22 protein-coding genes are annotated in these 20182 nt (G+C 51.4%); all 22 read right to left on the bottom strand.

What is annotated here, in order from left to right; translation table 11 throughout:
• Complete coding sequence (locus ACFQ0F_RS03650; RefSeq protein ID WP_340674609.1) at window positions 1–699, bottom strand: NAD(P)H-dependent oxidoreductase; 699 nt, start codon at window positions 697–699, stop codon at window positions 1–3.
• A 100-nt stretch (window positions 700–799) separates the two neighbouring features.
• On the bottom strand, window positions 800–2149 hold the full coding sequence (locus tag ACFQ0F_RS03645) for a flagellar hook-length control protein FliK (RefSeq protein WP_379069261.1): 1350 nt from the start codon (window positions 2147–2149) through the stop codon (window positions 800–802).
• 21 nt (window positions 2150–2170) lie between these two features.
• Window positions 2171–2626 (bottom strand): flagellar export protein FliJ, encoded by a 456-nt coding sequence (gene fliJ, locus ACFQ0F_RS03640; protein ID WP_340674607.1) that lies wholly within the window; start codon window positions 2624–2626, stop codon window positions 2171–2173.
• Window positions 2623–3978, bottom strand: coding sequence for a flagellar protein export ATPase FliI (gene fliI / locus ACFQ0F_RS03635; RefSeq protein ID WP_340674606.1), 1356 nt, complete (start codon window positions 3976–3978; stop codon window positions 2623–2625). The genes fliJ and fliI overlap by 4 nt, the downstream gene beginning before the upstream one ends.
• A complete protein-coding gene (locus tag ACFQ0F_RS03630; RefSeq protein WP_379069257.1) occupies window positions 3975–4604 on the bottom strand; it encodes a FliH/SctL family protein in 630 nt (209 codons plus the stop codon). Before ACFQ0F_RS03630 ends, fliI begins: the two co-directional genes overlap by 4 nt.
• Window positions 4594–5589 (bottom strand): flagellar motor switch protein FliG, encoded by a 996-nt coding sequence (gene fliG, locus ACFQ0F_RS03625; RefSeq protein WP_340674604.1) that lies wholly within the window; start codon window positions 5587–5589, stop codon window positions 4594–4596. Before fliG ends, ACFQ0F_RS03630 begins: the two co-directional genes overlap by 11 nt.
• Window positions 5590–5606: 17 nt before the next feature.
• The gene (fliF, locus tag ACFQ0F_RS03620; protein ID WP_340674603.1) at window positions 5607–7235 is read right to left on the bottom strand and encodes a flagellar basal-body MS-ring/collar protein FliF; all 1629 of its coding nucleotides are present in this window, start codon (window positions 7233–7235) and stop codon (window positions 5607–5609) included.
• Window positions 7232–7585: a flagellar hook-basal body complex protein FliE gene (gene fliE, locus ACFQ0F_RS03615; protein ID WP_340674602.1), complete on the bottom strand. Its 354-nt coding sequence runs from the start codon at window positions 7583–7585 to the stop codon at window positions 7232–7234. Before fliE ends, fliF begins: the two co-directional genes overlap by 4 nt.
• Window positions 7586–7667: 82 nt before the next feature.
• Window positions 7668–8861 carry a sigma-54 interaction domain-containing protein gene (locus ACFQ0F_RS03610; RefSeq protein ID WP_379069252.1) on the bottom strand — a complete coding sequence of 398 codons (1194 nt, stop codon included), beginning with the start codon at window positions 8859–8861 and terminating at the stop codon, window positions 7668–7670.
• Between the two features lie 113 nt (window positions 8862–8974).
• Complete coding sequence (locus ACFQ0F_RS03605; protein WP_379069248.1) at window positions 8975–9532, bottom strand: PilZ domain-containing protein; 558 nt, start codon at window positions 9530–9532, stop codon at window positions 8975–8977.
• A 14-nt stretch (window positions 9533–9546) separates the two neighbouring features.
• On the bottom strand, window positions 9547–9894 hold the full coding sequence (locus tag ACFQ0F_RS03600) for a flagellar protein FliT (RefSeq protein ID WP_340674599.1): 348 nt from the start codon (window positions 9892–9894) through the stop codon (window positions 9547–9549).
• A gap of 2 nt (window positions 9895–9896) precedes the next feature.
• Complete coding sequence (gene fliS / locus ACFQ0F_RS03595) at window positions 9897–10346, bottom strand: flagellar export chaperone FliS (RefSeq protein WP_379069245.1); 450 nt, start codon at window positions 10344–10346, stop codon at window positions 9897–9899.
• Window positions 10347–10438: 92 nt separating this feature from the next.
• Window positions 10439–11857, bottom strand: coding sequence for a flagellar filament capping protein FliD (gene fliD, locus ACFQ0F_RS03590; protein WP_379069242.1), 1419 nt, complete (start codon window positions 11855–11857; stop codon window positions 10439–10441).
• A 110-nt stretch (window positions 11858–11967) separates the two neighbouring features.
• Complete coding sequence (locus tag ACFQ0F_RS03585) at window positions 11968–12327, bottom strand: flagellar protein FlaG (RefSeq protein WP_379069239.1); 360 nt, start codon at window positions 12325–12327, stop codon at window positions 11968–11970.
• Between the two features lie 117 nt (window positions 12328–12444).
• Complete coding sequence (locus ACFQ0F_RS03580) at window positions 12445–13593, bottom strand: flagellin (protein ID WP_379069236.1); 1149 nt, start codon at window positions 13591–13593, stop codon at window positions 12445–12447.
• Window positions 13594–13730: 137 nt separating this feature from the next.
• Window positions 13731–14750, bottom strand: a complete 1020-nt coding sequence (gene flgL / locus ACFQ0F_RS03575; RefSeq protein WP_379069233.1) for a flagellar hook-associated protein FlgL — start codon at window positions 14748–14750, stop codon at window positions 13731–13733.
• A gap of 22 nt (window positions 14751–14772) precedes the next feature.
• A complete protein-coding gene (gene flgK, locus ACFQ0F_RS03570; RefSeq protein ID WP_379069230.1) occupies window positions 14773–16407 on the bottom strand; it encodes a flagellar hook-associated protein FlgK in 1635 nt (544 codons plus the stop codon).
• Window positions 16404–16775, bottom strand: coding sequence for a rod-binding protein (locus ACFQ0F_RS03565; protein WP_340674592.1), 372 nt, complete (start codon window positions 16773–16775; stop codon window positions 16404–16406). The genes flgK and ACFQ0F_RS03565 overlap by 4 nt, the downstream gene beginning before the upstream one ends.
• Window positions 16776–16802: 27 nt before the next feature.
• Entirely contained in the window at window positions 16803–17906 is a 1104-nt protein-coding gene (locus tag ACFQ0F_RS03560) for a flagellar basal body P-ring protein FlgI (RefSeq protein WP_340674591.1), read from the bottom strand.
• 10 nt (window positions 17907–17916) lie between these two features.
• A complete protein-coding gene (gene flgH / locus ACFQ0F_RS03555; protein ID WP_379069225.1) occupies window positions 17917–18600 on the bottom strand; it encodes a flagellar basal body L-ring protein FlgH in 684 nt (227 codons plus the stop codon).
• Window positions 18601–18620: 20 nt separating this feature from the next.
• Window positions 18621–19406 (bottom strand): flagellar basal-body rod protein FlgG, encoded by a 786-nt coding sequence (gene flgG / locus ACFQ0F_RS03550; RefSeq protein WP_340674589.1) that lies wholly within the window; start codon window positions 19404–19406, stop codon window positions 18621–18623.
• A gap of 25 nt (window positions 19407–19431) precedes the next feature.
• Window positions 19432–20175: a flagellar basal body rod protein FlgF gene (locus ACFQ0F_RS03545; protein ID WP_379069222.1), complete on the bottom strand. Its 744-nt coding sequence runs from the start codon at window positions 20173–20175 to the stop codon at window positions 19432–19434.
• Between the last annotated feature and the right edge of the window lie 7 nt (window positions 20176–20182).

The raw sequence follows: 20182 nt of genomic DNA, 5'->3' as shown, positions 1-20182 counted from the left end.
TCAGAGCGGTTTCATTTCGGCATCAAAATTAGCCAACGATGGCATCACTAAAGTCTCTCGCTTCTCAATGTCGCGAAGCTGAGTGCGGAAATCATCGAGCACGGCCTCACGAGCTTCTTGGCTAATATACGGCACGTGATAGCCATAAAACGGCGCCAAAACGGTCATGCCGGCATAGCCCAATGTGCCTTGTAATACTGGCTTTAGCGTCTCGGTTAAGTCGCCATGAATACCACCGGCACTGAGCATATGATCGCGCCCGCCTGTGGTGGCAATGACCATTGCGCGCTTACCTGATAAGCCACCTTGATCGTAAATGCGACGGCCGCCATAGACGATGCCAGAGACGAAAACACGGTCTATCCAACCCTTTAAGATGGCTGGCATGGAAAACCAATAGAGTGGAAAGCTCAACAATACTAAGTCGGCAGCTTTAATTTTTGCCAATTCAGCCGCGATGTCTGGCGCAAGGCTATTGGCCTTAACGTTATGGCGCTGTTCTAGTGCGTAGTTCAGGTAATCCTCGCTACCGCGCGAGCCGAAATCGGCCGCACTGGCGACGGGATTAAAGTTCATTGCGTACAGATCAGATACCACTACCTCGTGGCCGGCAGCTGTTAATTCAGCAACAGCTGCGTCCTTTAATGCATTAGTAAACGACTGCGGCTCAGGATGGGCGTGGACGATCAATACATTCATAACAAACTCATGTTGGCTTTTTACAGATGCCGAAGCATAGCCGCTTGAACAGCTCGCGACTAGCGGCTAGCTCAGCAGCTAAAAGCTAACACTGCGTACATCAGGCATAGGCATCTAACTGGCTATTGCTCGAGCTTGTTGTTACCGCAGTCGGTTCAGCGGATGAGCCGGATACGCCTCCAACAACAACATCCAACACATTTGCTGAGCCGGCGCGTTGCTCGGATGATCCAGAGCCAGCTTGAGCTTGTTGCTGAGCAGCAGCCTCATGGCCACCTTGCTGATCATTGAAATCCATTTGCGCTGCCTGTGAAGCGCCGGATTGCACACGAACATCATCGAGTCGTATGCCCTGAGCTTCAAACGCCGCCGTAAGTTTTGGCAACATGCGCTCGATCAAACCTTGGGTATCGTGATGATCCGCGCTAAAAGAAACTTTAGCGCCGTCTTCACCCATTTGAATGCGAACATGAATCGGCCCAAGGTCATCTGGAGTGATGTGCAAAGAGGCGCTAGTCATGCCATTTTGGCCGAGCCAGGTGAGACGATCAGCCATTGCCGATGACCATGCGCTGTTATCCAACAAGGCGTGGCCTGGCACCGTCCATTGACTGGCAGTAGGTGCGGCAGTTGCTGTCGTACTTGCGGCCAATACATTCGCTGATGGCGCACTTTGACCTTGAGCCGACAAGTTAATTAATTGGTCAGCTTGATCGCCGCTAACTCCGGCTTGCTGCATGGCTTCTTTCATCACGCTAAGCGCGGGTGAAATAGGAGCGCTGTCTTTGGCGGCGGCGAGCGTGTCTGCTGTGCTATTGAGCGTGACTGCAAAGTTTGTGCTTGATGTTGGCTTGGCCAGCGACTCAGCGACATCATCAGGTGTAGTAGTTAAGGCGCTATCGCTTGCTGCGTTATTGCTACGGGCGGACATACCACCTGCCGCAACGAGCACGGCATCATCGGCAGTGCTTGCTGTGCTGCTAACACCAGCTATCACGCCAAGATCTTGACGCAAGACCATAGGAGCTTGCAGAGGCGTCAATAATTGGTCGCCAGCGACGGTGCCGGCCAGTAATGCATCATCAGCACTGAGTTCGCTATCTACGGTTTCACTGGTAGGCGCTTTAGTACCGGTTAGCGATGACTTTAGCTGACCTAAGGCCTGCGCAACATCCGCTAAGGCGGCGGCGATATCATCCGGTAGATCCGCCAAAGCATCGCCCGAAAGCAGATCAACACTAGAGGTTGTGACATAGCTAACCGAGCCATCTGCAGTTACAGGCAGCGCAACAGCAGCGTTAGCGCCTCCATTAGGCCCCATAAGACCACTGAGCAGAGCCACAAAGGGGTTCGATGAAGCATTGGCCGCGTTAGCGCTCGCGTTCGATGACGCGCTAGCAGTTGCCGCTGTAGCGGAGCTGGTATCACTAAAAATGCTGACTATACTCATAATCATTCTCTGCTTTAAGGCTTAGCCAACTTGAGCGCTCAAGCGCCATGCCATGCGCTGCCCAGCCATTTCATCCTGCTGCTTTTGCTCGCGCTTATCGCTCATTTGACGCTCTTGCGCCTGATAGCCCAGCACTAAGTCATTAATACTTTTTTGGTGGCGTTTCGCGCCTAGCCATAGGCCTCGAGCTTGATTCACCAGGCCATCGATACGACGAATTTCAGCCTCTTGCATGCCAATCGCCTCGCTCAAGCGCTGCAAAAACGCGCGGGCACCTTGCAGACGCGCTAAGTCGATTGGACGACCAGGCGCTTGCTCGGCCATGGCGGCGTAATCCAGACGGTAAAGCACCAACTGTTGCAGCTTCTCTTGCGCTAATTGATGCTGCCGCAATTGAGCGGTGTAAGCCTGCGCTAGCTGCGACTCTTCGCGCTCAGCTAAATCTATTACCGGTTTTAAACGCTTCGATCTGGTCATACGACCTCCTCGCCTGCCATTACTTGCCTTAAGCGCTGCCCTGCTTGCACATAGCTCACCGCCTCATGCGTATCCTGTTGCAAGAACTTTGCCATGCTTGGCTGCAGGCGGATGGCCTCATCAATTCGGGCATCTGAGCCACGCTGATACGCACCAATAGCGATCAAGTCTTTATTTTGCTGATAGGTCGACCACACCTGCCGAAAGCGGCGAATGTCTTGCTTATGCTCAGGAGTGATGATGTCGTTCATCGCGCGACTGACCGAATGCTCAATGTCGATAGCGGGAAAATGCCCAGCCTCGGCAAGTTGCCGAGACAACACAATGTGGCCATCGAGAATGGCCCGCGCGGAGTCAACAATCGGGTCTTGCTGATCATCGCCTTCAGCTAGCACGGTGTAGAACGCGGTAATCGAACCGCCGCCCTCATCACCATTACCAGCGCGCTCGACCAATGCTGGCAGACGCGCAAACACCGTGGGTGGATAACCTTTGGTGGCGGGCGGCTCGCCAACGGCGAGTGAGATTTCACGCTGTGCTTGAGCAAATCGCGTCAATGAGTCCATCAGCAATAAAACGTGTTTACCTTGGTCGCGAAAATACTCAGCTATTGCGGTTGCCTGCCACGCTGCACGCAGACGCATCAATGGCGAATGGTCGGCTGGTGTGGCAACGACTACGGCACGGCGCATATCTTCAGGGCCGAGAATATGATCAACGAACTCTTTGACCTCACGGCCACGCTCACCAATGAGCGCAACGACAATCACTTCGGCTTCGGTGTGGCGAGTCATCATGCCCAAGAGCACGGACTTGCCAACACCACTGCCAGCAAAAAGACCAATACGCTGGCCACGGCCGACGCTGAGTAAGCTATTGATCGCACCAATACCAACATCGAGTGGCTCGCGAATAGGTTTGCGTAGTAAGGGATTGATGGGTGCTGATTGCAGCGAGCGTGTGCTGCTACAGTTCAATGAGCCCTTGCCATCGAGTGGGTTGCCAGCGGCGTCAATAACGCGTCCAAGCAGGCCATTTCCAACTGGCACATTGGCGCTACGCGTTTGCGGAATCACTCGTGCATCGGGCATAACACCGCGCATATCGCCGGTAGGCATTAATAAAATACGATCGCCAGAGAAGCCGACGACTTCGGTTTCCAGCCAATCGTGATCAGCGGTTTGCACCATGCAATAACCGCCGATGGGCACTTGGCAGCCAACGGCTTCAAGCATTAAACCAACCACACGCTTGAGCTTGCCCTCAACGACTGGCGTCGCAGGCTCATCGCCTAGTTGGCGGCGGCGCTCACTCAGCCATTGCGCCCAGCGCTCGCTGGATGAGCTGCTCATGTCGCTGACTCACTGTGGTGATCTTCGTGAGCTTGGCCAATAAGGCGCTCAAACGTGCGCGCTAAGCGAGTTTCAAAACGCTCATCGATGTGAGTATTTTCAGTACTAACTTCAACGCCGCCACGGCGCATACTCGGGCTTTCTAGCAACTGCCACTGCGCCTCATCAGAAGTCAGCTGGCCTTGCACAAAGCGCAGATCATCAGGATGTAAATGCACACGAACACGACCGCTAGCGGAAGGTAATAAATCAATCGCCTCACGAACAACCGTTAAGACGTGGTCTGGGTGTAGCGAAATTTCATGCTGTGCAAGCTGGGCGGCGAGCGCCATGCTTAGATCGAGCAGCTGTGTTTGCACGCTGGTATCAACCGCTGCTAGCGGCTCAGCAAGCTGGTCAAGCAAACCCTGCCAGCGTTGCATTTGAGCATCTAGCTCTTGCTTAGCGGCGGCACGGCCTTCGTTTAAGCCCTGCTCCCAACCTTCGCGGCGGGCAACATCGTGCAGCTCGGCTAATTTGACCTCAGACATCATCGAGGGCTCTTCGGTAAGCTCCGCGCTAGCCGCCAAGTGATCCACCACAGGCATCTCCCAGCGAGCCCAAGCGGCGCTATCTTTACTGGACATAATCATCGCCGTTGCTGCCAAGCGAAATCGCGCCTTCTTCAGCCATACGACGCGCAATTATAAGAATCTCTTTCTGTGCAGTTTCAACTTCGCTGAGTTTTACCGGGCCGCGCGCCTCCATGTCCTCAAGCAGCATTTCACCGGCGCGTTTGGACATATTTTTGAAGATTTTATCGCGGACTTTTTCATCCGCGCCTTTCAAGGCAATCGTGAGTAAATCAGTCGAGACCTCACGCAGTAATAACTGCATGCCTTTGTCGGAGACCTGCACCAAATTTGCAAAAACAAACATCAGGTCTTTGAGTCGTTCTGTTAATTTTTCATCTGTTTTTTCTAGAGAGCTAATGATGCGCTTGCCGGCATCGCCACCAAGGCTATTGATGATGCCAGCAGCAGTGCTAGCGCCATCGATGGCTTTAGATTTGAAATTGCCTGAAAGCTGAAGCTTGTTTTGCAGAATATCTTGCAGCTCGCGCATAGCGGCTTGAGGCACTTTCTCTAGGGTGGCGATGCGCAGCACAACATCGTCTTGTAAGGCCGATGGAAGCTGCTTAATGATGTACGCGGCTTGATCTTGTGGCATATGCGCCAAAGTAATGGCTACTATTTGCGGATGTTCATCGCGAAGCATGTGCACGATGGTGTCGCGGTCCATCCAGCGCAGAGAGTCAATCTCCATGGCCTCGTCTTCGCCTAAAACACGGTCGGCCAAGGTTTTGCCGCGATCCTCTCCAAGTGAGGACACCAGCATTTGCCGAACATAGCCGGAAACCCCAACACCAAAAGACGTTTGCGCTTCCATGGTTTCTTGGAAGCGACTCACCACAGCATTGGCTTGCTCGTGATTAACCTCATTAATCGACGCCATCGCCATACCGATCTTTTCTACTGAATCGGGATCGATGTGGCGTAGCACTTCGGCGGCTTGCTCCTCGCCCATCATCAGCAGAAGCATGGCAGCTTGATGACTATTATTAGGACTCATGGCAGCTGGACTCGGCATTAGTTATTCACCCAATTTTTCACAACCTGTGCAACCCGCTTTGGATCTTCAGCGGTGACGGTGCGAACGAAACTAACTTTTTTATCGAAATCATGACCTAATTGCAGCGGCGCACTGGAGTGACTAAGAGACGCTACGCTGGATTGATGCTGGCCAATGTACTCACCATTAACGCCGCTTATACCTTCTTCATTATTGCCAGCCTGACCAGTAACGTTATTGCTCACTAGTAGATTTTTGATGGCGGGACGTAACACTAAGAGCACTAGCAGCAGCACTCCCAAACCGGTTAAACCTTGGCGCATAAGCTGAGCAAACCATGCTTCTTGCCAGAACCCTGGCGCATCGGCCTCATCTGCCACTAAATCGGGAATAAAGTCGGCGCTTAGCACGGTGACTTTGTCGCCACGCTCAGCCTCATAGCCCACTGCGTTTTGTACCAGCATAGTCAGGCGCTCAAGCTCAGCGGCATTAGGTGCGGCTTTAACGATTTTGCCTTCAGCATTTTTTTGCGGACGGCCATCTACAACTACGGCAACCGATAAGCGTTTAATGGTGCCAGCAGGCGTGTCGCTATGATTTAGCGTGCGCTCGATTTCATAGTTACGTGTAATCGACTTACTACCCTCAGTAGTGCCCGCTGCATCTGCGCCTTCTGCTTCGCCTGTGTTGTTAGATACCGGTTGGTTCGATAGCGCGCCTGGAATGCCTGCGGCTTTCGCATTTGCGTTGCCACCACGGCTATCACTATTAATCTGCTCGCTGCGCACAACTTGGCTTTCAGGATTCCAGCTTTCGCGGCTGACTTGCGAGCTAGCAAAATCAATATCTGCTGCAACCTGCACACGCACTTTACCCGAGGCCACGATGGGCGAAATCAGTTGCTCAATGCGCGACTCGTAGGTTTTCTCAACGCGCTGGCGATAATCAAACTGGCGTGAACCCTGTGCCAAAGCATCGTTTTCCTTGTCGGATAGTAGGTTGCCCTGCTGATCAACCACGGTGACTTGGTCGGCGGTGAGATCAGGAATGCTCGATGCCACTAAATTGACAATGGCTTTAACGTTTTGCTTCTCAAGCACACTGCCGGGAAACACATCGAGGAAGATTGATGCTGTGGCAGTTTTACGCTCACGGACAAATACGCTTTGCTTAGGAATCGCTAAATGCACGCGTGCTCGGCGAACTTGATGCAGGCTTTCAATGGTGCGAGATAGCTCGGTCTCAATAGCGTGCTGATATTTCTTGGTTTCCATGAATTCGCTAACGCCGAAGCCTTTTTCATCTTTCATCATTTCCAAGCCGCTGCCATCGCCAGTCGCCAAGCCACTGCCGGCAAGCTTTAGGCGCGCGTCATGAAGGCGATCATTAGGGACTAAAATAGAGCCAGTCGCATTTTCAATTTTGTAAGGAATATTGAGAGTATTAAGTGTGTCGACCACTGCCGATGCGCGATCTGGCGCTAAGCTACCGTAAAGCACTTTATAGTCTGGGCCTTGCGACCACATCACCGAGCCAATGCCTACTGCGACACTAGCCGCGATGCCAACCAAAATCAGTAGCTGGCGCAGCCATGGTGCCTGCGCAAGGGTTGATAAGTTTGCATTCATGGCATTGAACTGGCTCATACCGACATCCGCATAACTTCGTGATAGGCATCAATCATTTTATTGCGCACCTCAACGGCGGCCTTAAATGAAACATCTGATTTTTGCAGCGACACCATGACTTGAGTCAGGCTCATTTCGCTGTCGCCGCGCTCGTAGGATGCGGTATTGCTTGCAGAGGTTTGTTGAAGATTATTAACGCTCTCAATGCCCTGCTTGAGCATGTCGCCAAACCCGGCGGGCTGAACGCCGCCTTGGCTGGGATTAACACTGCCAACACCTGGTGCCGGCACTGAACCAATGCCGGGCGTATTTTGGCGCATGGCTCGAATTTGGCTGAGTATGTTGTCGACTCCGCTGACACTGGTCATGCCCATACCCCTTACTTATTAGCTATGTGAGTTAAAACAATTACTCACTTGCCTAGATACAAAGCAAACACTGTGCCAATTTTCAGCTAAACGCTTGCAGGCCTAGCTTTTTCATTTTCTCGACTAATGTTGTGCGTTGTAGGCAGAGCAAACGGGCAGCGCGCGAAACCACACCATCGACACGGGCCAAAGCCTCTGTGATGTAGTGAATCTCTAGGTCTTGCAAGGTTTGCTTTAGATCTAAGCCGGCCTCTGGAAGGTCAAGCACCGCAGTGCTCGCACTGTCATTTGGCTGCGATTGCATATCAAATAGCATCGCTTGCTCAGCTTCGCGCTGGGCTGGCGAATCAATACTGGCAGCCATAGGTGGCATTTTATTGACGCTTGGAGTGGCCTGTAGCTGAGTTGCTTGCTGCTCTGCCAGTAATTGACGAGCTGCTTTCCGAGCGGCCTCAAGCTCCATTTCTGTTTCTAATAAATCCAATGGGTAATAACGTGCGGGTAAATCTGTCGTGCGTAAGGTTTTACCCGCATGCGTAATCGACAAGCGCTCAACTAAGTTTTCAAGTTCACGAATATTGCCCGGCCAGCCATAAGTCGATAACGCTTCTATTATTTCTTGATTAAACACCGGTGGAGTTGTATCGCGCTCGATTTGGCGATTGCAGAAATGACGAAGCAACATCGGCAAGTCATCAAGGCGTTCGCGCAAAGCTGGCACCATGATTGGAAACACGTTTAGACGGAAATACAGATCTTGGCGAAAGCTGCCTAGGTCGACCATGGTTTCAAGGTCACGGTGCGTAGCAGCTATGATGCGAACATTGGACTTAATGGTTTGGTTACTGCCCACGCGCTCAAAACAACGCTCCTGCAGTACGCGCAATAGCTTCACTTGCATCGGCAGGCTCATATCGCCGATTTCATCTAAAAATAGCGTGCCGCCTTCAGCCATTTCGAAGCGGCCTTTACGCGTGCTGATTGCACCAGTAAAAGCGCCCTTTTCATGACCAAAAAGCTCACTCTCAAGCAAGTCCGCAGGTATGGCACCGCAGTTAACTGGCACAAACGGTTTATTTTGGCGCGAGGAGGCATCATGCAAGGCCCGTGCAACAACCTCTTTACCACTACCAGACTCCCCTTGAATCAACACCACCGTAGCGTGCGGTGCTACTTGCCTGATGAGTTCGCGCACAGTCTCAATAGCCGAAGATCGACCTAATGGGCTACGTGTGCGAATAGGAGTGCTTGTATCTAGTGCGATAGAGGTTGCCATGGCCGAATATCCGCGTCAGAACTTTGATGTCCTATTAGTCGGTTATTTGACGCTTGGCTTCAGTCCGCTTTTGTAGCGAGAAGTGTTGTAAGTCTGTGACTTGTGTAACTCAATTAGGCGTCGCTGCGAGCCTGGCGACTCACAGCAATAGCGCGCCGATGCTGGCGAAAGAGGAATTTGTCCAATGCATTTTGTGTTAACGATGACAACCCATAGAGCTCACCGCGTTCTGAATTTGTAACACGCAGTGGCAGCCTAAGTGGCATCGCTACTGCATTGTGTACATGTAACTCGACCACGAGGTAGTCACCAGCTGACGCTTTAATGGCACCACTCTGCCAATTTAACGCCATCGCGCTCAAGCTCACTGTGCTTGGCTGTGGTAGCTCATTTTGCTGGCTCAATAATTGGTTCATCAGGCTCAATAATAAGTCGACCTTTGCTTCAAGCCGCAATAGCTCAACTTGCACACCATCATCAGAGTCAGCATCTGAGATATAACGTTGAACCTCAGCTACCTCAATCGCGTTGAGCAGCATTAAATTGCGCTCATTGAGGTTGAGTAACTCAGCTTCGCTTAAGGCCTGAGAATACGTGCTGTAGCTCAACGGCAACTGGCCACTTAAGCTAATGGCTTCGTGCAGCGCTTCGTCATTCATGGTGTCGGTCATTATTGTCTCGCGAGTTAGCTTGAATAACTCAAGTAGGCACCGGCAGCATTATGCTGTTGGCGGACACTGCGAGCCTCACTCATCAGTGTTTGCCGGCTGTGCTGAAGATGACCTGTAAGCTCAGTATCAAACTGCAAAATGGCTCGGATCGTGGTGGCAATATCTAATTTTGACAACGTTGGTGGCAGGTCAGCAAAGAACAGCTCTAAGGCATCTCTGCGCTGCAATTGTAGATTTAACGCACCATCCCAATCACCAAGCTTAGCTAGCGCCAACATGTCATGCGTCATATCCAGCAAGGACTGCAACGTCGGGCGACGCTGAACAGGCACTGGAAATGGCAACACATTGGACATTGCCATGATTACGCTCCCATCAATTGCGCTTGTTGTGTGCCGTCGAGTACCTCTGGCGCACCACGATGAAAGTCGCTTGGAATGCTATCCCATGCAACTTTTAACTCACTCAGCAAATCACCAACCTCGTCTAATAGCGCAGTGTCATTGGTGCTGCTGGCTAGTAATAAGCGACGGCCCATATATTCGTATAGGTTTTCTAAATTATCCGCTAAAGGATGGCCGTGGCGCTTATCAAGGCTGGCTCGCAGGCTATCGATGATATCGATAGCACGGCTTAAGCACTGCCCTTTTTCGGCGTAATCTTTACGCTGCATATGGCCGCGTGCGCGCGAGATACGATCAATCGCACCGGCGTACAGCAGCTGAATTAAACGGTGCGGGCTGGCTGCCTCAACACTGGTTTGAGCACCAATATTGGCGTAAGCCTTTGATGCACGAGCCATGGCATAAGTCATTATCGTCTCCTAAAAACGGCGCGAGAGAACTGCGCTAGCTACGATTATTAACGACCAATTTGGCCAAATCTTTAGGCTTTAACACTCTAAAATTACAGCAAACTAGACAATTGAGCCGATAAAAATGAGCTCGTACCATTTAGTGATGTGAGCAAGGTGTCGAGCGCGTTAAATTGCTTGGAATAGCGCGCCTCAATGCCTTCCATACGGAAATCTAAGGCATCTCTCTGCACTGATAAGCCCTTCAATTGCGTCCGCAAACCCTCACTACGTGCTGCCAGCAAACCGTCTTTATCGGCAAATCCTTTTAACGCCGTATCAACACGTGCAGCAAAGCCATCATCACCGCTAAAAAATTTCGCCATTGCGTCAGGCTGGCTCACTAGCAAAGCATCTAAACGCTCGTTATCGATGCTTAATGCACCAGTTTTGGCATCAGTGGTAATACCTAATTCCGAGAGCGTATCGGCATTCTCACTCGCGCCGCCAACTGCTGTGTTGAGCTCATTCCTAATCACTGATGCCAAGCGTAATGTAGTGGCATCGCCCTGTAATTGGCCTGCTTGCTTACTGGTAGCGTTATAGCTGGTCAGTGAACGAAGTGAGTTTTGCAGCGTGTTGTAGGCGGCAACAAAGCTTTCAACCAGTTTTTTACCACTGCTCGAGTCTTCAGTCACACTGACCGTAAAAGGATTGCCAGCATCGGCTTTTATTGCTGTAAAACTGACGCCTTCAACGATATCAGTGAAGCTATTAGTGCTGGAGCTACGTGAAAAGCCATCGACAATAATTTGAGCGTCTTGAGCTGCCTGCTTTTCAGTCGCGCCATTAGTGCTGCTGCCAGCGCTAAAACTAAAAGATGCAAGTGTTGCAGGATCTCCAGGTAGTAACCCGCCAATAGGTAGCGCTGGTAAAGGATTGCCGCTAGCATCCGAAGCAGTAACACTCAATTCGCCCGCAACACCACTTTGCAAGCTTGTCATGACTAAGTGATCGCCATCGTCAGCACGAACAATTGATGCACGTACAGTGGTATTACCTGATGCTGAATTGATCGCATCGCGCAGGCCTGCCAGTGTGTTATTGCTACTATCGATGGTGACGGCAAAGCTCGCATTATCATTACTAAAGGTTAGCTTTCCCTCTCCGACAGCAGCGCCAGTACCAGCAAATCCAGCACTAGCAACCTGATGGGTTTGCGCCAAGCTTTCTACTGAAACACGATAGCTGCCTGCGGCTGCTTTTGTTGATGCTGTTACCGCGACTTGATCAGGCTTACCTACACTAGTGCTACGTGCATTAAGCGTTTCATTGTTATTCAACTTGTCCAATGCTTGGCGAAACGTGTCGACACTCGACTGTAGCGAACCAAAAGCAGAGAGCTTGGTCTGAGCCTTCGACTCATTACTTGAAATTCGAGCCGCCGGCGCAGCGCGCTCAGCTGCAACCAACTGTGATACCAAGCTATTTACATCTATTCCGTTGGCACCGCTACTGGTAATGGTTGGCATGGCTTACTCCTTCTCAAATTCGCTGCATCTAGTGTTGGCACTTAACCAAAGCTTAATAAAGAACAGTTACGCAAGCCTCTGTAAGGCAAAGCAAATGTCATGCCAGAAACTTAAGCTTCTTCGGCAAATAAGCCGCCTTTACCGCTCTTCGCTACACTAGATAGCTTCAAAACTTCCTCACTGGGAAACTGCCGAATCACATCGCCAGAGTCACTATCAATGACCTTTACAACATTGCGGCCACTATCTTCATCAATAGAGAACTCTAGTTTTCTCTGAGTCAGCAGCTGGTCTTGCCATTCTTTTAACTGCTCAGGCTGTATCAGCTCAGAGTTGGATCTCACTGCTGGCTCTACAACCACTGAGTTATTCACCGCATCAGCAACAATTTGACTTTCATCAGTTACGACTCGAGCAATAGTTGAATCAACGGCTCGGGTATACGCATTTGCTACACTAGAAATTGTCATGGCACGTCTCCATGTCGACGCTAGTTAAACGACAAAGAGGCAGCCGACCACATGGCCAGCTGCCTTATTGCTTGGTCAATCTGCCAAACCGTCAAGGCTCGGCAGTGACGCTCAACCTTAACGAAGCAGGCTGAGAACAGTTTGTGGCAGCTGGTTAGCTTGTGACAGCATGGCCACACCGGCTTGTTGCAGAATCTGACCTTTCGACAGATTGGCTGTTTCGGCAGCGAAGTCTGTGTCTTGGATGCGGCCGCGTGATGCCGACAGGTTTTCAGATGTGGTTTGCAAGTTGGCAATGGTTGAGCTGAAGCGGTTTTGCACAGCACCCAAGTCGCCACGTGATGTGTTCACAGATGCAATGGCTTGGTCTAAGTGAGCCAATGACTGTTGTGAGTTGGTGAAGCTCGACAGACTCAATGAAGCAATACCCGTTGTAGTTGTTGCTGCACCGACGGCGCCAGCTGCAAAACCAGCAATTGGTACTGTGCCACTTGCGCCAGCAATGGTGATTGCAGATGCGCTAGTCAAGGTTAAATCACCAGTGGTTTGATCGTACGATGCGCCAACTCCAGTTTGTGACGATACGCGGTTGATCGCTTCGGCCATTTGAGCGGCACGTTCTTGAGCATTGCCCGCAGCAGCAACAGCGCCAATATCGGTGCCATTAACAGTGAAGCCACCAGCAGGAATTGCTGTAGCAAAGCTTGTTAAAGAGGTTGCGTTAACATTTGCCGATGTGCGAGTTAACGAACCACCAAGTGCTGCAGTTTGAACGTTAGCAATGGAATTAATGCCGATTGTTTCACCCGCATTAGCGCCAACCTGGAACTGAACACCAGCGAATGAACCATCTAGCAATTTGGTGCCGTTGAAGCTAGTTTGCTCGCCTACACGCTGGATTTCATCTTTCAGCTGATTGAACTCAGCATTCAACGCATCACGGTCAACTTGTGAGTTAGTACCGTTAGATGACTGCACAGCCAATTCACGCATACGCTGTAAGTTGTTGCCAACTTCACTCAATGCGCCTTCAGCAGTTTGAGCTAGCGAAATGCCATCGTTGGCGTTACGCACAGCAACGTTCAAACCACGGATTTGCGAAGTCATACGCTCGGAGATGGCCAGGCCAGCTGAGTCATCTTTAGCGCTATTGATACGCATACCGGTGGATAATTTCTGCAGCGATTCAGACATTTTGGATTGTGAAGTGCTCAGGTTACGTTGAGCGTTCAGGGATGCCACGTTGGTGTTAATGGACAAGGCCATGATGATTCTCCGTTTTACCGTTGGTAACTAAGCGACCTCTGCCTAAATGGCTTTGTATCGCGGACACACTAGATATCGAACTGTTTGCTGGAGACTTGAGGGCTTTTTACACTTCCACCACAAATGCCAGCATAGACTTACAAATAGTTGAACAGCGAAAGCCCTTGAACTTGCACATAAGCTTTCTGTGCAGCCTGTAAGCCACTGAGTTGCAAAGATAATTTGCTATAGGCTTCGGCAATATCTATATCTTCGTTATCAGACTTCAGAGCTGTTAGCTGCAAGCTGCTACTGGCGTTAGTTTCAGTTTGCTGCTCGATTTGATTCAGTCGCACACCTATTCCAGTGCGGACATCACTCAAATGACCAAGGCCACGATCTAAGACCACTAAAGCTTTAGATAGCACGCCGTTCAAGCCATCCACTGTGGTGGTGCTATCGCTCAAGTCATATGGGGCTGTGGGGTCAGCAGGCACAACAGGTGGTAAAATCGGTTCTTGACCTCCAGTACGCGGAGTCTCCAAAGCGGCAGCAATCTGACTCAGCGCCTTGAATAAATCGATATTGCCGGCGGCAGGGTCTGTGGCACTAGCCGGTACCTGCTGAAAAACAGCCGCGCCGGTGTCACCATCGGCAACTTGGCGGCCTGGACCAATCGTTACTAAACGCTGGCCAGCATGAGTATTGGTTTGCACTTGCTGCGTGGCTGCATCAAAGCTATAAGGCACTTTATCGTCTTGATAACCACCGAATAGGTAGTGGCCATTACCATCTTGGCTATTGGCCAGTTGCATCAAAGACTTTACTTGCTCGCGAATTTCAGCGGCCGTGGCGGCACGACTTTCGTTGCTTTGCGTGCCGTTATTGGCAGCAACAACTAGCTCTCGTACACGTTGCAATATGTCTACGCTGCTAGTCACCGCGTTTTCTTCTTCACGCAAACGGCCATCGACCAATACCGCCTGTTTGTCGAATTGCGCTAAGCGATCGAGGCTACGCTGCATAGTCAGACTTTGCTGAGCAGCGATTGGGTCTTCCGACGCCGTTTGAAAACGTTTGCCCGTAGAAACCTGCTGCTGAGTTTTTGTAAGTTCTAGCTGCTGATTCATCATGCCGCTAATGGACTGACGGTAAATTTGCTGAGTTGAAATACGCATCTTAAGCCTCCACGCTCACGCCTTAGCGAAAGGCATTAATCATGGTTTGAAATAGTGAGTTAGCTACGCTGGCGACTTGTGCTGATGCTTGGTAGGCCTGTTGAAAACGCAGCAAGTTGGCGGCCTCCTCATCTAAGTTGACGCCGCTGACTTCATCACGCCTTGCCGTAGCTTGTGCTAGCAGTGTTCCTTGCGACGCAGCACCAACTTGAGCACTACGAGTAGTAGCAGCCACCTTACCCAGCATGGCCTGCACACCATCGCTGAGTGTTGCACTGCCATTAGTGAGTATTTTTCTACTTTCTAAACCAGCCATGGCAAGCATATTGCGGTTGTCACCTGGGCCTGCGCTGGCGTCATTGCCGGCAGCAGCAATTTTTGCCGGATCGGTAATGGCGACAGCAACAGATCTCGCTGACAGACCAGTTGGTGTAATAAGAAACTCATCATTCGTAGCAGCATTGCCACTCACCACCATAGAGAAGCCTTGCGCACTCAGTGGATTAGCGGCGCTACCATCACCCGTCAAACTAATGACTTGGTTATTGACGTCGTTGCGAAGTTGCCAGCCGGTGTCAGTTTGGCGCAAGACATAGGCATCGCCTGTTAAAGCAAAAGAGTCCGACACGGTGACTGCTAGCGTGGCATTACCCGTGTTGTTACGTGATACCTGCGGCTCAATAGCGGCAATACTGAAAAAGTCACCACCAACATCACCACGTAAGTCAGTGCCTTGGGCATGCTGCTCATTAAAAGCAGACGCCATTTGATTGGCGAGTAAGCCAAGCTGATTGCGTGCCGGCGTCAGAACATCGTCACGAAAGGCCATGGCACCACCGAGCGAACCACCCTCTATGGAGCCACTGATCTCACCTTGACCAGCGAAACTGATTTCTGCTCGTGTAGGGTCAAAGCGATTAGTAGTGACTTGCAGTGTATTTGGCTTTGAGCCGAGCACTAAGGGTTGGCCATTGCCAACAAAGACACTCATCGAGCCGTCTTTTTGCTCCAATGTGCTCACACGCACGATTTGATTAAGCTCTAGCAGTGCAGCGTCACGCTGATCGAGTAAGTCATTGGGTTGGCCACCCTGTCCTACCGTGCGGCTAATGGTCATGTTTAAGTCAGCGATGCGCTTGCTGAGACCATTCACTTCATTGACCGATGCCGAAATACGATTGTTGATTTCTTCATTGATGCCGGCAAATTCGTTATCTATGCCTTGGAACCTTGCGGCTAAGGTTGAACCATTCGCCAGTAGTTCACGGCGCGCCGCTAGTGATGATGGATCGGTACTAGCCGCTTGAATACTGTCATAAAACTTCGATAGCGCTGGCGACAAACCTTGCTCGCTATCGGAGAGTAAATTGTCCATACGGCTCGATAACGCATGCAGTGTTTGCTGCTGGTTATAGCTGGCCGTTGTAGAGCGCTGCTGCGTCACTGCATATTGATCATAGGCGCGCTGCACACTAGAGAGCTGTACGCCTGAGCCTAATGTGAGTGAGCCGAGCTGCTCTGGCGTGCGCGACGACAGCGACACCGTTTGCCGGCTATAGCCATCCGTATTCGCGTTAGCAATATTGTGGCTGGTGGTAGACAAGGCGCGTTGATAGGCTGTTAAGCCTGATAGCGCACTACCTAGCATGTCGGTCATGATTCATCCCTTGGAGCCTTTACGGCTGCCGCTGCTTGCGCGGACTGGCTATGGAGGCGGCCTTGTAAGGCGCTGCCCTCTGGTGCCAGCTGCTTCGCAATAGAATCTGCAAGACCTATGCCACCCTGTTGCGAAAGACTTAAGGCGAGCTGGTTATCGAACATGCCCTGATAGGTTTTCATGCTTTCGTTATCGAATAGGCCACCTTCGCCCACGGTTTCGCGCATGCTTTTCAACATCATTTGTAAAAACACAGATTCAAACTGGCGCGCCACCGGCATGATGGCGTCTTGTGGTGACTCGGCCGCTTCTTTTTTCAGAGCGGCAAGGTCGCTGTAACCGTGGTAGTTGCTAACTGGTCCCGTCATGACGTATCTCCGGCTCGTTGCCCGCCGTTAGATAACAATGAGCTCGGCGCGCAAGGCACCGGCTTGGCTCAAGGCTTCTAAAATGGCTACCAGATCGGCGGGCGATGCACCAACCGCATTGATCGACTTAACGATGTCATCGAGCGTGACACCAAGATCCAAAGCAAACATACGCGGTTTGTTTTGATCAACGGCAATGCCGGAGTTAGGCGTTACCACTGTCTGGCCTTGCGAGAATGGTGCTGGCTGGCTGACTTGCGGCTTCTCATTAATCGTCACCGTTAAAGAGCCATGAGTTACCGCTGCGGGCAAGGCACGAACATTGCCACCGATGACAATGGTGCCTGTGCGAGAGTTAATCACCACACGAGCCGATGGCGCGCCCGGTGTGACTTCAAGATTTTCCAGCAAGGAGATAAAGCTGACTTGTTGGTTACTTTCCATCGGGCCAACAATCTGCACACTCACCGAATCCAATGCGCGCGCGGTATCGGCGCCAAATTGGCCATTAATTGTTTCAGCAACATGCTTGGCTGTGGTGAAGTCTGGGCTACGTAAATTGAGCTGAATGATGCCGTTATTCGCAAAGCTACTAGGTGCAGCACGCTCCACTGTCGCGCCATTAGGGATACGGCCTACGCTAGGTACGTTAATGGTGACTTTTGAGCCATCGGCACCGGACACGCCTAAGCCACCGACCAGTAAGCTACCTTGTGCCATGGCATAGACTTGGTTGTCGGCACCGAGCAATGGCGTCATTAATAAGCTGCCACCGCGCAAGCTGCCGGCATTACCAATCGATGACACGGTGATGTCTAGAGTTTGGCCAGGCTTTGAAAATGCTGGCAAGCTGGCATGTACCGTTACCGCCGCCACGTTTTTCAGCTGCGGATTAACACTATCAGGCACCTGAATACCGAAGCGGCTGAGCATATTGCGAATGCTTTGCACGGTGAATGGTGTTTGACTGGTTTGATCACCAGTGCCATTTAAGCCAACGACTAAGCCATAACCCACGAGCTGGTTTTCACGCACACCGGCAACTGATGCCAAATCTTTGACACGATCAGCCTGAGCAACTAGCGGCAGTGTCAGTAATGTGGCGATAAAAGCGGCTTTTAGCAGGTTCATGGCAAATTCCTCACAGGGGTGACAGTACTGATTGGAATAATCGTGCCAACCAGCCCATCGAGTTAGCTTCATCAATCACGCCAGTGCCGCTATAGGTAATGCGAGCATCGGCAAGTTTGTAGGAAGGTACTGAGTTATCTGGTGCTAAATCGACTGGGCGAATGGTGCCGGAGACGCGAATAAATTCTTGGCCCTGGTTCAGCGTTAGCCATTTCTCGCCACGAACGCGTAAGTTGCCATTGGCCAACACTTCGTAGACGGTGACTGTGATATTGCCGCTGAGGCGGTTGCTTTGGCTGCTTTTGCCCTGCCCTGCGAAATCAGAACTGGCACTGATATCAGTAGAAAGAATTTGGCGTCCATTAATCGTGACTGGGCCACCGAGAATGCTCGGCGGCAACATCTCAATATTGGTACTGCGATCGGTATCTGTACTGGCTTGTTTACTCGCCTCAGTACGCTCAACGAGAGCAATAGTCAGCGTGTCGCCGACTTGGCGAGCACGATGATCAAGGAATAGATTTAAGTTGTGGTTGGCTTGGAAAATCGCACCGGCAGTTGCCGCAGCTGGCTGTGCCGGCGTTGGACTTGCTGGCGCCCACTCGGTTTCGCCGGGCTTAGCCAAAAAGTTTTGGCTACAGCCCGTGCTAACAACGGCCATTAGCAACGCGCTTACAGCGATTAAGATTTTCACAAGCACACTCCTACGCCAACTTAGACGTTGTTGTTCAGGTACTGCATCATCTGATCGCTGGCGGAAATGGCTTTTGAGTTCATTTCATAGCCGCGCTGGGTTTCGATCATATTCACCAGCTCTTCGACGACGTTGACGTTAGAGCCCTCGAGCGCACCCTGCTCTAGCGTGCCTAAGCCACTAAGGCCTGCCGTGCCGGTTTGTGGCGAACCACTGGCGGCAGATTCGACATAAAGGTTTTCACCACGAGGCTGCAGGCCAGATGGATTGATAAAGTCTGTCAGCTGCAAAGTGCCTAATTGCTGTGGCGTGGTTTCGCCGGCAACTAAAGCCGAAACGGTGCCATCGCTACCGATAGTCACGGATTGCGCACTGTTAGGCACAGTAATGCCAGGCGAAATGATGTTGCCTGACGATGTCACCAGCTGGCTTTGCTCGTTGAGCTTGAATGAGCCATCGCGGGTATAGCCAACCGAGCCATCGGGCAGTTGCACCTGGAAAAAGCCACGGCCACTAATGGCAACGTCTAGCTGATTGCTGGTTTGGTTAATGCCACCTTGCGAGTGCAGTTTTTCCGTAGCCACAACACGCACACCCGTACCAACATGCATGCCAGTTGGCGCTCGTGTTTGCTGGGAAGTCTGACCACCAACTTGGCGAATGTTTTGATAGAGCAAGTCTTCAAACACCGCACGGTCTTTTTTGAAGCCGGTGGTATTGGCGTTGGCCAAGTTGTTACTGACCACCTGCATGCGAGTTTGCTGTGCATCTAGGCCAGTTTTGGCCACCCATAATGAACCATTCATCATCGTCTCCTGAGGCGCTTAGGCCTTATTCCATGCGGATGAGGCGGGTACCGCTGTCAGACATGTCTTTGGCGGTTTGCATCATGCGCACTTGCATTTCGTATTGGCGCGATAGGTCAATCATCGCCACCAAGGATTCCACAGCACTTACGTTGGATGACTCCAAGTTGCCCGACTGCAAGCGTGAAGCTGTGGTCGGTTCACCTGGAGCGCCGTTTTTCTGACGCATCAAACCATCTTCACTTTTCACTACTTGCGACTCATCAAGCGTTACTAACTTGATGCGCCCCAGAGTGACCGTTGTTTCAGGCCCTGAGCCCAATGGCACAATAGAAATCGTGCCATCGTTGGCTAGGCTTAAGCTCTGGTATGGCGGCAGCGTAATCGGGCCACCATCACCCATAATTGGCTGCCCAGCGCCATTAGTCAGTAGACCTTCAGCACTGATTTGCAAGTCGCCGCGGCGGCTATAACCTTCTTCGCCGCTGGCGCCCTGCACTGCCAACCAGCCATCGCCATTAATCGCGACGTCTAGCTCTCTACCTGTAGCAACCATCGTGCCATGTGCCATGGAACTGGCTCTATCAGCGCCCATACTGTTGACGCGGGAGTTGAACTGGCCACCACCTTCAATTTCCTTGCTAAGCAGAGTCTGAAAGTCGCCACGAAAACCGGGCGTATTGGCGTTAGCCAAATTGTTGACAGTCACGGTCTGCGCCATTTGCGTGTGTTTCGCGCCGGTCATCCCGATATAAAGCATTCTGTCCATTTCAGAC

Origin of the sequence: Paraperlucidibaca wandonensis, from assembly GCF_042677145.1 — a bacterium.
Classification (GTDB): domain Bacteria; phylum Pseudomonadota; class Gammaproteobacteria; order Pseudomonadales; family Moraxellaceae; genus Perlucidibaca; species Perlucidibaca wandonensis.
The sequence above is the reverse complement of the archived record's forward strand: the minus strand, read 5'-3'. Positions and strand labels throughout refer to the sequence as shown.

Coding starts and splice junctions, on each gene's coding strand:
- ACFQ0F_RS03650 (WP_340674609.1), bottom strand. CDS start 699: ATGAATGTATTGATCGTCCACGCCCATCCTGAGCCGCAGTCGTTTACT.
- ACFQ0F_RS03645 (WP_379069261.1), bottom strand. CDS start 2,149: ATGAGTATAGTCAGCATTTTTAGTGATACCAGCTCCGCTACAGCGGCA.
- fliJ (WP_340674607.1), bottom strand. CDS start 2,626: ATGACCAGATCGAAGCGTTTAAAACCGGTAATAGATTTAGCTGAGCGC.
- fliI (WP_340674606.1), bottom strand. CDS start 3,978: ATGAGCAGCTCATCCAGCGAGCGCTGGGCGCAATGGCTGAGTGAGCGC.
- ACFQ0F_RS03630 (WP_379069257.1), bottom strand. CDS start 4,604: ATGTCCAGTAAAGATAGCGCCGCTTGGGCTCGCTGGGAGATGCCTGTG.
- fliG (WP_340674604.1), bottom strand. CDS start 5,589: ATGAGTCCTAATAATAGTCATCAAGCTGCCATGCTTCTGCTGATGATG.
- fliF (WP_340674603.1), bottom strand. CDS start 7,235: ATGAGCCAGTTCAATGCCATGAATGCAAACTTATCAACCCTTGCGCAG.
- fliE (WP_340674602.1), bottom strand. CDS start 7,585: ATGACCAGTGTCAGCGGAGTCGACAACATACTCAGCCAAATTCGAGCC.
- ACFQ0F_RS03610 (WP_379069252.1), bottom strand. CDS start 8,861: ATGGCAACCTCTATCGCACTAGATACAAGCACTCCTATTCGCACACGT.
- ACFQ0F_RS03605 (WP_379069248.1), bottom strand. CDS start 9,532: ATGACCGACACCATGAATGACGAAGCGCTGCACGAAGCCATTAGCTTA.
- ACFQ0F_RS03600 (WP_340674599.1), bottom strand. CDS start 9,894: ATGGCAATGTCCAATGTGTTGCCATTTCCAGTGCCTGTTCAGCGTCGC.
- fliS (WP_379069245.1), bottom strand. CDS start 10,346: ATGACTTATGCCATGGCTCGTGCATCAAAGGCTTACGCCAATATTGGT.
- fliD (WP_379069242.1), bottom strand. CDS start 11,857: ATGCCAACCATTACCAGTAGCGGTGCCAACGGAATAGATGTAAATAGC.
- ACFQ0F_RS03585 (WP_379069239.1), bottom strand. CDS start 12,327: ATGACAATTTCTAGTGTAGCAAATGCGTATACCCGAGCCGTTGATTCA.
- ACFQ0F_RS03580 (WP_379069236.1), bottom strand. CDS start 13,593: ATGGCCTTGTCCATTAACACCAACGTGGCATCCCTGAACGCTCAACGT.
- flgL (WP_379069233.1), bottom strand. CDS start 14,750: ATGCGTATTTCAACTCAGCAAATTTACCGTCAGTCCATTAGCGGCATG.
- flgK (WP_379069230.1), bottom strand. CDS start 16,407: ATGACCGACATGCTAGGTAGTGCGCTATCAGGCTTAACAGCCTATCAA.
- ACFQ0F_RS03565 (WP_340674592.1), bottom strand. CDS start 16,775: ATGACGGGACCAGTTAGCAACTACCACGGTTACAGCGACCTTGCCGCT.
- ACFQ0F_RS03560 (WP_340674591.1), bottom strand. CDS start 17,906: ATGAACCTGCTAAAAGCCGCTTTTATCGCCACATTACTGACACTGCCG.
- flgG (WP_340674589.1), bottom strand. CDS start 19,406: ATGAATGGTTCATTATGGGTGGCCAAAACTGGCCTAGATGCACAGCAA.
- ACFQ0F_RS03545 (WP_379069222.1), bottom strand. CDS start 20,175: ATGGACAGAATGCTTTATATCGGGATGACCGGCGCGAAACACACGCAA.